Below are 12,186 nucleotides of genomic sequence, written 5' to 3' on the forward strand. Positions count from 1 at the left end.
CCTCGAAAAAGCATGTCTGGGCTGGAATCTAGCGGGCAAATCTTTAATGCGCCAGATAATTCTGACCGAATGGTTAGACCAGGCCACTCTGTAGCGCCAGATCCCAAGGCGGCACCGGGCTGAAGCGGGACTTCAGATATTCCAGCAGCAATCGGCTGCGGGCATTGGGTTGCTGTTCCAGGCGCAGCGCGTAGATTCCGGTGGTCTCGGGGCTGGGCAGGCCGTCTTCGCAGAACAAGGGCAGCAGTTCGCCGCGCACCAGGTATTCGCTGGCCAGCCACGTGGGCAGGTGAGCGATACCCAGTCCTGCCAAAGCACCAGACAACAAGGCTTCAGCGTTATTGGCACTCATGCGGATGCGTTGCGGGCGATAGGTAGCGCGGCGCCCATCCAGCTCGAAGCGCCAGGCGAACGTGGGCGCCAGGCCATCCCAGTCCAACCCATCGTGTTCGCTCAGTTCCCGAGGGTGGATCGGCGTGCCGCGGCTTTTCAGGTAGGCCGGGCTGGCGCACGCGATGCGCACGATGCTCGCCAAGGGCGTGGCGATCAACCGCGTGTCGACGAGATGCCCGGCGCGCAGCACCAGGTCCACTTTGCCCAGGTGTGCGCCCTGCATATCCACAAAGCTGTCGATCAAATGCAGGTGCACATCCAGCCCAGGGTAGACATTCAGAAAATCCGCAATCACCGGCGCCAGATGCCGTCGCCCAAACGCTGCCGGCGCATCTACCCGGATCAGGCCTTCCGGCGCGTGGCTGAGGGACACCGCTTCGGCACGCGCCAGTTGCAGCTCGCTGACGATCCGCCGTGCCCGCTCGGCGAAGGCCAGGCCGGCCGGGGTCGGCACCACGGCATGGGTGCTGCGCTGGAACAAGCGGCTGCCCACCGAGCTTTCCAGGCTGTCGATCCGCCGTGCTACCGCCGACGGCGTCAGCGGATGGCGGCGTGCGGCGGCGGAGAAACTGCCGGTCTCCAGTACATCGAGAAACAGGCTCAGTTGATCGGTCAGAGGATTGGGGTTCATCGTAGCGTCGCTTATGCGAGATTGGCACAGCCATTGTGCGTTGCTGTGCGTTTCCGCGCCAGAGCCGACTGCGTAGCATGCAAGGCCTGGGATTGCGGAGTAACAAGCGGTGTTGGATTTAATGATGTACCTGATCTTGGGCGCGGCCCTCGGCACGGTGGGCGGCCTGTTTGGCATTGGCGGTGGGTTGATTGCCATCCCGGTGCTGGGCGTGTTGTTCGGCCTGGACCAGCAATTGGCCCAAGGCACCGCCTTGGTGATGGTGGTGCCCAACGTGATGCTGGCGCTGTGGCGCTATCACCAGCGCAACCGTATCGAGCTGCGCCATGCGCTGCCGCTCGGCGTCATGGGGTTCACGTTTGCCTGGCTGGGTTCGATCTGGGCGGTGGGGCTGGACGCGGGTGCGATGCGCATCGGTTTTATCGCTTTTTTGCTGGCACTGTCTGCCTACAACCTGCTGCGCATGTTCACCCGCAACGCACCGCCTACGGCGCAGATGCGCTATTCCTGGCCGTGGCTTGGAGTGCTCGGTGCCGCTTCCGGGTCCATGGGCGGTTTGTTTGGCGTCGGCGGCGCCGTGGTCGCTACGCCGGTGCTGACCAGTGTGTTCGGCACGAGCCAGGTGGTTGCCCAAGGGTTGTCCCTGGCCTTGGCCTTGCCGAGCACGGGGGTGACATTGGTCACTTACGCCTGGCATCAGGAAGTGGACTGGATGATCGGTGTGCCGTTGGCCGTGGGCGGTTTGCTCAGCATCAGTTGGGGCGTGAAGGTGGCCCATGCACTGCCGGAACGTGTGCTGCGCGGTCTGTTCTGCGGCTTCCTGGTGGTGTGCGCAGTGATGTTGACCTTTAAAGTCTGAAACCTTCGAGGATGTATTCCGCCAGGCAGTCGGTGATGGGCGAATTCATCTGCGGGTTACGCAGCAAATGCAGATTCATTGACGGCAGCGGCGGGAAACCCTCGTCGCGGCCGAGTACGCGCAGGTCTTCGGTCACCAGGCTTTCCATGCTGACCATCACCGCCAGGCCTGCATTGACGACCGCCTGGATCGCCGACACGTTGGAGCTGTGGTAGGCCAGGCGATAATCGCGCCCGGCCGCGTCCAGTGCCGAGCGTGCCCACTGGGTATAAAGGCAATCGGCGCCGGACATCGCCAGCGGCAGGGCGTCGTGCTCGTCGGCGCAGAAGCACGGCGCCGCTGCCCACACCATGCGCTCCGTGCGCAACAGTTCACCGATCTCATTGCCCGGCTCACGACTGACAACGGTCAGTGCCAAATCCCGACGCTGCATCAATACCGTCGACGCCTCGCAGTGCATCTCGATCTGGATCAGCGGGTACGCCTTGGAGAACTGCTTGAGAATGCCCGGCAGGAACCGCATCACGTAGTCGTCCGGCGTGCCGATGCGCACCAACCCGACCATGTGCGGCTCGCGCAGGGTGTTGAACACCTCGCTGTGCAGTTTCAGGATACGCCGCGCATAGCCCAGCAATACCTGGCCCTCAGGCGTCAGCCGCACCTGCCGGCCATCGCGCTCGAACAGCTTGCGCTGCAATACGTCCTCTTCCAGGCGTTTCATCTGCATGCTCACCGCCGATTGAGTGCGGTTGACCAGCTCGCCGGCGCGGGTAAAACCACCCTGGTCGGCGATGGCGACGAAGGTGCGCAGCACCTCAGTGTCGATGCTTGGGTAGCCGGACAATTGATCAATCTCCGAGATGTATTGCATAAGAAACATTCGTTGGATTGATCTTAAGCCCACGCACACACTTGCGCCATCCCCACTGGAGGGCGAGAAGATGAAAGGTCAAAGAGGTTTTGTATTACTGGCGAAACGTCCGTTTACCGGGCTGCTTCACAAGATTGTCCGTTGGCAGACGCTGCATGAGGAGCGCCAGATGCTGGCGACCTTGAGCGATGATGCGCTCAAGGACATCGGCCTCAATCGCGGCGACGTGGAGCAGGAGCTCCACCTGCATTTCTGGCAAGATCCGCTGCGAAAATGATCGCGGATACAGTAGGGTAGTCGGCGAGCCCCCACGGAGAAACCCATGCCCGCCGACCAGTCGTTTTCACTCAAGCAAGCTCGACGCATGGCGCTGGCGGCCCAGGGTTTTTCCGGGCGCCAGGCGCCTGCACTGATCAAGGCTGCGCACCTCAACCGTATGATCGAGCGCCTGGGCGTGTTGCAGATCGATTCGGTCAATGCGGTGGTGCGCTCCCATTACCTGCCGCTGTTTTCCCGTCTGGGTCACTATTCCCCGTTGTTGCTCGAGCAGGCTGCCTGGAGCCAGGGGCGGCGGCGCTCTCTGTTCGAATACTGGGGGCATGAGGCGTCGCTCCTGCCGATGGCATTGTTCCCGTTGATGCGCTGGCGCATGAAGCGGGCCAGGCAAGGGCAGGGCATTTATTCGCAGATGGCGCGTTTTGGGCGTGAGCAACAGGCCACGATTCAACGTGTACTGCACACTGTCGAGCAGCAGGGCGCGCTGGGTGCCGGCAGCTTGTCGACCCGCGAGGAACGCGCCGGCCCATGGTGGGACTGGAGCGACGAAAAGCACGCGTTGGAATGGCTGTTTGCTGCTGGTTTGGTCACAGTCGCCGGTCGGCGCGGGTTTGAGCGGCTCTATGATTTGCCGGAGCGGGTCATTCCCGGCGATATCCTTCAAACCACGGTGACCGAAGCCGAGGCCCAGCGTGGTTTGTTGCTGCACAGCGCCACCGCGTTGGGTGTCGGTACTGAAAAAGACCTGCGCGATTACTTCCGTCTCGACCCGGCCGACAGCCGCGATCGCCTCGCTGAACTGGTGGAGGACGGTCAACTGGTGACGTGCCAGGTACAAGGCTGGAAACACGCGGCGTACTGCCTGCCCGATCCCAAAGTGCCGCGCAAAGTGCCGGCCAGCGCCTTGTTGTCGCCGTTTGATTCGCTGGTCTGGGAGCGCAGTCGCACCGAGCGGCTGTTCGACTTCCGTTACCGGCTGGAGATCTATACCCCGCAGGACAAGCGGGTGTACGGCTACTACGTGCTGCCGTTCCTGCACAACGAGCGGATCGCCGCGCGCGTCGACCTGCGCGCCGAACGCGCCAATGGGCGCCTGGCGGTGCATGCGGTGCACGAAGAAGAGCCGGGGTTGGATGAAGAAGGAATGCTGGCGTTGGCGCGGAACCTGCGGCAAATGGCCGACTGGCTGGGGCTGGAGCAGGTGCAACTCAATTGCCAAAGGCCGAGTGCCGAGCGGTTGCGGGCGGCGATGATCAGCATGGGGGTTGGTCTTTAGGGCCTCATCGGGGACAAGCCCCCTCCCACATTTTGATCTGTGAATACATTCAAGTGTGGGAGGGGGCTTGTCCCCGATGAGGCCCTGAAGGCAACTGAAAACTCAGCGTTTGACCTGCTTCAATGTCTCGGCAATCAGAAACGCCAACTCCAGTGACTGATCGGCATTCATCCGTGGGTCGCAGTGGGTGTGGTAGCGGTCCGACAAGCCATCCTCGGTGATCGGCCGCGCGCCGCCGATGCACTCGGTGACGTTCTGCCCGGTCATCTCGATGTGAATCCCGCCGGCATAGCTGCCTTCGGCCTGGTGCACCTGGAAGAACTCCTTCACCTCGCCGAGGATCTGCGCAAAGTCGCGGGTTTTGTAGCCGCTGCTGGCCTTGATGGTGTTGCCATGCATCGGGTCCGAGCTCCACAGCACCTGCTTGCCCTCGCGCTGCACGGCACGAATCAGGTGGGGCAGGTGATCGCCGACCTTGCCCGCGCCCATGCGCGCGATCAGGTTGAGGCGGCCGGGGTCGTTGTCCGGGTTGAGGATATCGATCAGGCGGATCAGGTCATCCGGGTTCATGCTCGGTCCGACCTTGACCCCGATCGGGTTGTTCACCCCGCGCAGGAACTCGACGTGAGCGCCGTCCAGTTGACGAGTGCGATCGCCGATCCACAGCATATGGGCCGAGCAGTCGTAGTAGTCGTTGGTCAGGCTGTCACGGCGTACGAAGGCTTGTTCGTAGTTGAGCAGCAGCGCTTCGTGGGCGGTGAAGAAGCTGGTCTCGCGCAGTTGCGGCGAGCTGTCCATGCCGCAGGCGCGCATGAAGGCCAGGGTTTCGTCGATACGGTCGGCCAGTTGGCTGTATTTTTCAGCCAGCGCAGAGTTGGCGATAAAGTCCAGGTTCCACTTGTGCACCTGGTGCAGGTCGGCAAAACCGCCCTGGGCAAAGGCGCGCAGCAGGTTCAGGGTAGCGGTGGACTGGTGGTAGGACTGCAGCAGGCGGTCCGGGTCCGGCACGCGGCTTTTCTCGTCGAAACCGATGCCATTGACGATGTCGCCACGGTAGGCGGGCAGGGTGACACCGTCGATGGTTTCATCATTGGCCGAACGCGGCTTGGCGAACTGGCCGGCCATGCGCCCGACCTTGACCACCGGGCAGCCGGCGGCAAAGGTCATCACGATAGCCATTTGCAGCAGCACTTTGAACGTGTCGCGGATTTTCGCGGCGGAGAACTCGGCAAAACTCTCGGCGCAATCGCCGCCTTGCAGCAGGAACGCGCGGCCCTGGGTCACCTCGGCAAACTGGCGGCGTAACTCGCGGGCTTCACCGGCAAACACCAGTGGCGGGTAGCTGGCCAGGTTTTGCTCCACTTGCAGCAAGTGTGCAGCGTCCGGGTACCGGGGTTGTTGCTGGATCGGCAGGGCGCGCCAGCTGTCGGGGCTCCAGGGTTGGCTCATCATGAACTCGATTGGCTGATTGACGGTGGGGCGCCAATGTTATCAGCAATTAGTGCGTGACCTGTTGCCGCCGGTTGGCCGACAATCGCGCTTTTGCCGTGCAGCAAACCCGTTAGGAGTTGTGATGACCGAGGAGCGTGTCGAGCGCCTGCTCGCCGAAGTCCATGATGAATTCGGCATGATCCGTGTGCTCGAAGTGGCCGATTACCGTTTTCTCGAGTTTGGCGATGCCATCGAGCAGAGCTGCGTGTTCACCGCTGACCCGAGCTGGCTGGAGTATGACTACACCCGTGCGATGCTGATCGGTGCGTTGTGTCATGAACAGCCGGAGAGCGCGCTGTTCCTTGGCCTGGGGGCCGGGACGTTGACCCAGGCGTGCCTCAGGTTCCTGCCGCTGGAAGATGTGGAAGCCATCGAGTTGCGCCCCGACGTGCCGCGCCTGGCCATCGAATACCTGGGGCTGGATGACGACCCGCGGTTGTATATCCGCATTGGTGATGCCCTCCAATTGCTGGAAAGCGCCGAATCGGCAGACTTGATCTTCGTGGACCTCTATACGGACGTCGGTCCCGGCGTCGGGCACCTGGCCTGGACCTTTCTGGAAAACTGCCAGAAGAAACTCAACCCCGGCGGCTGGCTGGTGATCAACCAATGGGCCACCGATGACGGCAAACCCTTGGGCGCGGCATTGTTGCGCGGGTTGTATCACCGGCATTACTGGGAACTGCCGGTGAAGGAGGGCAATGTGATTCTGTTGGTGCCTTCGGAGCTGGATCAGGTGCTGGACCTGGAGTCGCTGTCCGCTCGCGCCGACGCCTTGGCTCCGCAGTTGGGTTATTCGCTGCAGTCGCTGATCAAGGCGATTCGCCCGGCGACCTGAGCTAGATGCCTTTGAATATGCCTGGCCGCTTCTCAATCATTGCCCGCACCCCTTCCTTGGCATCCTCACTGTTGAGCAATTTGTCCACCATCGGCGGCAACGCCTCAGCCGCCACGGCTTCGCCTTCCATGCGCGCCAGCCGTGCCGACATCAACGTGGCCTGCACGCCCAGCGGTGCCTGGCGCGCAATGCGGTTGGCCAGTTCGACGGCGCGGGGCAGCAAGTCCTCGCTGGCCATCACTTCCTGCACCAGGCCCAGGCGCAGGGCTTCATGGGCATCGAATTCGTCGCCGGTGAGCAGCCAGCGCATCGCGTTGCCCCAGCCGGCGATCTGATGAAGGCGCAGCGTCGCGCCGCCGAACGGAAAGATCCCACGCTGCACTTCCATCTGCGCAAAGCGCGTATTGCTCGCGCACAAGTTGATATCGGCGGCCAGCATCAATTCGATACCGATGGTCAGACAGTAGCCCTGGGCTGCGACGATCACCGGTTTGCTCACGCGCGGGCCGGCAAATACGCCCCACGGATCACAACCGCCCAGAGGCGGCTGCCAGCCGCCGGCCATTACGCCGCTGACATTGGCCAGGTCCAGCCCGGCGGTAAAGTGGTCGCCATGGGCAAACACCACCGCCACCCGAGCGTCATCATTTCGATCAAATTCGCCATACGCCAGGCTCAGCTCATTGAGCAGGTCGAGGTCGAACGCGTTGCGTTTGGCCACCCGGTCCAGACCCAAAAGCAAGACATGACCCTGGAGTTCACGGCTGACGCGGCTGCTGCTGGCTTGATTCATCGGGTGTGCCCTCGGGCGCGGGGAAAGGTTTCGGACCAAAGGGCCGCAACGCTCAGGTGAACCGTTTAAGCGTTATGACCAGCAGGGCCGGGCCTCTGGAAAATAGACCCTGCCGGCGTTATCTGCAAAGACTGTGATATAGCGCGGTTTATCGGCACATGGCGATAAAAAAAGCTCCCTTTTTCAGCTATTTCCGGTATAGTGCGCGCCGGCCTTTAACCGGGCCGCGTTTAGGTAGCGCAATTCCCCGAAGTCAGCTTCGGCTGCACGTCCGCACAGCGGACTCTCCCTTGACGAATCTTTTTCATTCATTCGTTTTCGCAAATCCCCGCCGACAAAGCAGCCAGGGCGACTCTTGAGTCTCAACACGGCATGCGCAGCTTTGGAGCATGGGTCTTTGCGGATGCACTTAGAGGCAGACCCATGACCCAGGAAACCGGCGGCTTCGCCGCTTTTAATCTTAACCCGAATATTCTTGCAGCCGTCGCAGCGACCGGCTACGAAGAGCCTTCGGCGATTCAGCAGCAATCGATCCCGATCATCATGGCCGGCCAGGACATGATTGGCCAGGCGCAAACCGGTACCGGTAAAACCGCCGCGTTCGCCCTGCCTATCCTGCACTGCATCGATCCTGCCAAGCGCGAACCGCAAGCCCTGATCCTGGCGCCAACTCGTGAGTTGGCGCTGCAAGTAGCAACCGCTTTTGAAACCTACGCCAAGCAAATGCCAGGCGTAACCGTTGTGGCCGTTTACGGCGGCGCGCCTATGGGCCCGCAACTCAAGGCAATCCGCAATGGCGCACAGATCGTTGTCGCCACCCCGGGCCGCCTGTGTGACCACCTGCGTCGTGACGAGAAAGTCCTGTCGACCGTGAACCACCTGGTTCTGGACGAAGCTGACGAAATGTTGAAGCTGGGCTTCATGGATGACCTGGAAGTCATCTTCAAGGCACTGCCACCAACCCGTCAGACCGTACTGTTCTCGGCCACCCTGCCACAGTCGATCCGTGCCATTGCCGAACGCCACCTGCGCGATCCGCAACACGTGAAGATCCAGACCAAGACCCAGACCGTTACCGCGATCGAACAGGCTCACCTGTTGGTTCACGCTGACCAGAAGACCTCGGCTGTATTGAGCCTGCTGGAAGTCGAAGACTTCGACGCCCTGATCATGTTCGTGCGCACCAAGCAAGCGACCCTGGACCTGGCCAGTGCCCTGGAAGCCAAAGGCTACAAAGCCGCTGCGCTGAACGGTGATATCGCCCAGAACCAGCGTGAGCGCGTGATCGACTCCCTCAAGGATGGCCGCCTGGACATCGTTGTAGCGACCGACGTTGCTGCGCGTGGCCTCGACGTTCCACGTATCACCCACGTGTTCAACGTTGACATGCCGTACGACCCGGAGTCCTACGTGCACCGTATCGGCCGTACCGGCCGTGCCGGTCGCGAAGGTCGTGCACTGCTGCTGGTGACGCCGCGTGAGCGCCGCATGCTGCAAGTGATCGAGCGTGTGACCGGTCAGAAAGTCGCTGAAGTGCGCCTGCCGGATGCCCAGGCAGTCCTGGATGCCCGCATCAAGAAACTGACCAACAGCCTGGCACCACTGGTGGCTGACGCTGAATCGACCCACGGCGACCTGCTGGACCGCCTGACCGCCGACATCGGTTGCACCCCGCGTGCCCTGGCCGCAGCCCTGCTGCGCAAGGCAACCAACGGTCAAGCCCTGACCCTGGCGGCCATCGAGAAAGAACGTCCACTGGTGCCGAACAGCGCACCCCGCGGTGATCGCCCGGAGCGTTCCGGCGACCGTCCAGACCGTGGTGATCGTGAGCGTCGCGCTCCGGTTCCATTGGCTGAAGGCCGTGCGCGTTGCCGTACCGCGCTGGGCGCGCGTGATGGCATCGCTGCCAAGAACCTGCTGGGCGCTATCCTCAATGAGGGTGGCCTGGCACGTGAAGCCATCGGTCGCATCCAGGTCCGTGACAGCTTCTCCCTGGTGGAGCTGCCGGAAGACGGTCTGGAAAAACTGCTGACCAAGCTCAAAGACACTCGCGTTGCCGGTAAGCAGCTCAAACTGCGTCGCTACCGCGAAGATTGATCCGCCCTTGGGCTGATTGATCGCACATAAAAAATCCCCGACTGGTTCGGGGATTTTTTTTGCCTGAAATTTACTTTAGCCGAAGCGGTAGATGTCCATCCCCAGCGCGCCCATGGTGAATCCCTGGTGCGCCACGCTGAATTCGCCACCGGCGCCACGGGCAAAGTACAGGGGCAGCAAGTGTTCATCACTGGGGTGGCTACGCACGGCATTCGGTGCCTGGCGGCGATAGTCGTGCAGCGCGGTTTCATCGTTGGCTGCCAGCTTGTCCACCATCCAGTCCCGGAAATTCCGCGCCCATGGCTCGATGCTCTCCGGGCCTGCATGCCAGTCCAACTCGCCCAGGTTGTGGGTGATGCTGCCAGAGCCGATCAACAACACACCTTGCTCACGCAGGCCCGCAAGTGCATGTCCGACACGGGTCTGCAGGGCTGGACCCATGCGACTCGGCAAAGACACCTGCACCACCGGGATATCCGCCGCCGGGTACATCAGCGACAGCGGGACCCAGGTGCCGTGGTCAAAGGGGCGACGGTCATCGATGCGCGCATTCAGGCCATCGGCGTGCAGCAGCTCGACAATCTTGCTGGCCAGTTGCGGGTCGCCCGGGGCCGGGTACTGCACGGCAAACAGCTCGCGGGGGAAGCCGCCGAAGTCATGCCAGGTTTCCGGCGCGGCGCTGCCGCTGACCAGAAGTTCAGGGCTTTCCCAGTGCGCCGACACCATCACGATCGCCTTCGGTCGGGGCAGCTCGGCCGCTAGCTGTTGCAGCGCCGGGCCGCTGGCGCCGGGTTGCAGGGCGAGCATGGGCGAACCGTGGGAGATAAACAGGCTGGGCAACATAAGTAGGGTCCTGAGCGTTAGTATGGGCCCATCTTCAACCAGGTCATTGATCTAAATCTAATATAAGTTTTAGTGCCTTTTGATCGAATTTTCAGGGTGATGTATGGAGCCTAAATTTTGGCAAGACCGCTGGGCAAGCAACCAGATCGGCTTTCACCAACCCAAGGTCAATCCGTATCTACAACGACATTGGCCGCAACTGGGCCTGGCCGAGGGTGCGCAGGTGTTGGTGCCCTTGTGTGGCAAAAGCCTGGACTTGATGTGGCTGGCCAGCCAGGGGCTGCGAGTATTCGGTGTGGAGCTGTCGGAGCAGGCGGTCGAGGCGTTTTTCGACGAACAGGACCTTGTGCCCCGTATCACGCAACGGGGCACCTTTGCGGTGTATCAGGCGGGCTTGATCGAGGTGTGGTGTGGCGACTTCTTTGCCCTTGATGCTGAGGCGCTGGCCGATTGCGCTGCGCTTTATGACCGCGCCGCCCTCATCGCCTTGCCGCCGCTGATGCGTGTGCGGTATGCCGAGCATCTGAACAGTCTGTTGCGTCCAGGTTGCGAGGGGCTGTTGATCACCCTCGATTACGACCAGACGCAAAAAGCCGGACCACCATTTGCAGTAACGGATGACGAGGTGAAGGTGTTGCTGGGTGCGCACTGGGCCTTGGAGGTGCTGGAAGAACAAGACATCCTGGGCGAGAGCTGGAAGTTCGTGCAGGACGGCGTCACGCGGCTGGATGAACGGGTGTATCAGTTGACCAGGCGCTGAATTTTCCATCGCTATCGGGGGCAAGCCCCCTCCCACATTTTGATCTGTGAAAACCTTTAAGTGTGGGAGGGGGCTTGCCCCCGATGAGGCCTTCAGACCTGCAAAAAAGGGCGATCAGATCGCCCTTTTTTGTGTTGCCTGTCAGCCCCGACGACGCAACGCGTCGATCCGCTCTTCCAGCGGCGGGTGGCTCATGAACAGGCGAGCCATGCCTTGCTTGATACCGCCGTTGATGCCGAAGGCGGTCAGGCTGTCCGGCATATGCACCGGCAGGCCTTGTTCGGAACGCAGGTGTTGCAGCGCTGCGATCATTGCCCCGGTACCGGCCAGGCGTGCACCGGCTTCGTCTGCACGGAACTCCCGTTTGCGCGAAAACCACATGGTGATTGCACTGGCCAGGAAACCCAGCACCAGCTCGGCAAAGATGGTCGCCACGAAGTAGGCAATGCCGCGGCCGCCTTCGTTCTTGAAGATCACCTTGTCGACAAAGTTGCCGATGATCCGCGCGAAGAACATCACGAAGGTGTTCACCACACCCTGGACCAGCGCCAGGGTGACCATGTCGCCATTGGCTACGTGGCCGATTTCGTGGGCCAGCACGGCTTTCACTTCGTCGTAGGAGAAGCGTTCCAGCATGCCCTGGCTGACTGCAACGAGTGCGTCGTTCTTGTTCCAGCCGGTGGCAAAGGCGTTGGCTTCATAGGCCGGGAAGATCCCGACTTCAGGCATCTTGATGCCGGCCTCGCGGGACAACTCCTCGACGGTCTGCAGCAACCATTGCTCATGCCGGGTACGTGGCTGGGTGATGACCTGGGTGCTGGTGCTCATCTTCGCCATCCACTTGGAGATGAACAGCGAGAACAGCGAGCCGGCAAAACCAAAGACCGCACAGAAAACCAGCAGCTGATTGAGGTTCAGGTCAACCCCGTTGGCCGCCATGAACCCGTTGAAGCCGAAAAGGCTCAAGGTGATGCTGGCAATCAGCACGACCGCAAGGTTAGTGGCCAAGAACAGCAGGATGCGCATCATGGTTGTAGAGTTCTCCTCATGCTTAATAT

12 protein-coding genes are annotated in these 12,186 nt (G+C 61.6%); 6 read left to right on the forward strand and 6 right to left on the reverse strand.

Annotated elements, in window-relative coordinates; all coding sequences use genetic code 11:
* Positions 1-73: 73 nt before the first annotated feature.
* On the reverse strand, positions 74-1,024 hold the full coding sequence (locus tag LUU92_RS08920; protein WP_071488521.1) for a LysR family transcriptional regulator: 951 nt from the start codon (positions 1,022-1,024) through the stop codon (positions 74-76).
* A 109-nt stretch (positions 1,025-1,133) separates the two neighbouring features.
* Between LUU92_RS08920 and LUU92_RS08925 the strand changes: the two genes are divergently transcribed.
* Positions 1,134-1,883: a sulfite exporter TauE/SafE family protein gene (locus LUU92_RS08925; RefSeq protein WP_222541301.1), complete on the forward strand. Its 750-nt coding sequence runs from the start codon at positions 1,134-1,136 to the stop codon at positions 1,881-1,883.
* Here the strand turns inward: LUU92_RS08925 and LUU92_RS08930 are convergent.
* Entirely contained in the window at positions 1,873-2,754 is an 882-nt protein-coding gene (locus LUU92_RS08930) for a LysR substrate-binding domain-containing protein (RefSeq protein ID WP_071488519.1), read from the reverse strand. The two genes, LUU92_RS08925 and LUU92_RS08930, sit on opposite strands and share 11 nt — an antisense overlap.
* Before the next feature lie 70 nt (positions 2,755-2,824).
* Here LUU92_RS08930 and LUU92_RS08935 point away from each other — a divergent pair, with 70 nt between their 5' ends.
* Together LUU92_RS08935 and LUU92_RS08940 are read left to right on the forward strand one after the other, a co-directional pair.
* Positions 2,825-3,031 (forward strand): DUF1127 domain-containing protein, encoded by a 207-nt coding sequence (locus tag LUU92_RS08935; RefSeq protein WP_256572969.1) that lies wholly within the window; start codon positions 2,825-2,827, stop codon positions 3,029-3,031.
* Positions 3,032-3,076: 45 nt separating this feature from the next.
* Positions 3,077-4,306, forward strand: a complete 1,230-nt coding sequence (locus LUU92_RS08940; protein ID WP_071488517.1) for a winged helix-turn-helix domain-containing protein — start codon at positions 3,077-3,079, stop codon at positions 4,304-4,306.
* Between the two features lie 102 nt (positions 4,307-4,408).
* On the opposite strand, the gene LUU92_RS08945 is transcribed toward LUU92_RS08940, so the two are convergent.
* Positions 4,409-5,755, reverse strand: coding sequence for a class II 3-deoxy-7-phosphoheptulonate synthase (locus LUU92_RS08945; protein ID WP_071488516.1), 1,347 nt, complete (start codon positions 5,753-5,755; stop codon positions 4,409-4,411).
* 124 nt (positions 5,756-5,879) lie between these two features.
* Here LUU92_RS08945 and LUU92_RS08950 point away from each other — a divergent pair, with 124 nt between their 5' ends.
* Positions 5,880-6,635: a spermidine synthase gene (locus tag LUU92_RS08950; RefSeq protein ID WP_257103481.1), complete on the forward strand. Its 756-nt coding sequence runs from the start codon at positions 5,880-5,882 to the stop codon at positions 6,633-6,635.
* Between the two features lies 1 nt (position 6,636).
* Here LUU92_RS08950 and LUU92_RS08955 read toward each other — a convergent pair whose 3' ends face one another.
* Positions 6,637-7,428 (reverse strand): crotonase/enoyl-CoA hydratase family protein, encoded by a 792-nt coding sequence (locus tag LUU92_RS08955; RefSeq protein WP_222541306.1) that lies wholly within the window; start codon positions 7,426-7,428, stop codon positions 6,637-6,639.
* A 423-nt stretch (positions 7,429-7,851) separates the two neighbouring features.
* On the opposite strand from LUU92_RS08955, the gene LUU92_RS08960 reads away from it, so the two are divergent.
* Positions 7,852-9,525: a DEAD/DEAH box helicase gene (locus LUU92_RS08960; protein ID WP_058427958.1), complete on the forward strand. Its 1,674-nt coding sequence runs from the start codon at positions 7,852-7,854 to the stop codon at positions 9,523-9,525.
* 75 nt (positions 9,526-9,600) lie between these two features.
* Here the strand turns inward: LUU92_RS08960 and LUU92_RS08965 are convergent, their stop codons facing one another.
* Entirely contained in the window at positions 9,601-10,368 is a 768-nt protein-coding gene (locus LUU92_RS08965) for a DODA-type extradiol aromatic ring-opening family dioxygenase (protein ID WP_071488513.1), read from the reverse strand.
* Between the two features lie 103 nt (positions 10,369-10,471).
* Between LUU92_RS08965 and LUU92_RS08970 the strand changes: the two genes are divergently transcribed.
* Positions 10,472-11,128: a thiopurine S-methyltransferase gene (locus LUU92_RS08970; protein ID WP_071488512.1), complete on the forward strand. Its 657-nt coding sequence runs from the start codon at positions 10,472-10,474 to the stop codon at positions 11,126-11,128.
* 141 nt (positions 11,129-11,269) lie between these two features.
* Here the strand turns inward: LUU92_RS08970 and htpX are convergent, their stop codons facing one another.
* Positions 11,270-12,157: a protease HtpX gene (gene htpX / locus LUU92_RS08975; protein ID WP_058427954.1), complete on the reverse strand. Its 888-nt coding sequence runs from the start codon at positions 12,155-12,157 to the stop codon at positions 11,270-11,272.
* Between the last annotated feature and the right edge of the window lie 29 nt (positions 12,158-12,186).

The organism is Pseudomonas extremorientalis (assembly GCF_024584605.1).
GTDB classification, from domain to species: domain Bacteria; phylum Pseudomonadota; class Gammaproteobacteria; order Pseudomonadales; family Pseudomonadaceae; genus Aquipseudomonas; species Aquipseudomonas extremorientalis.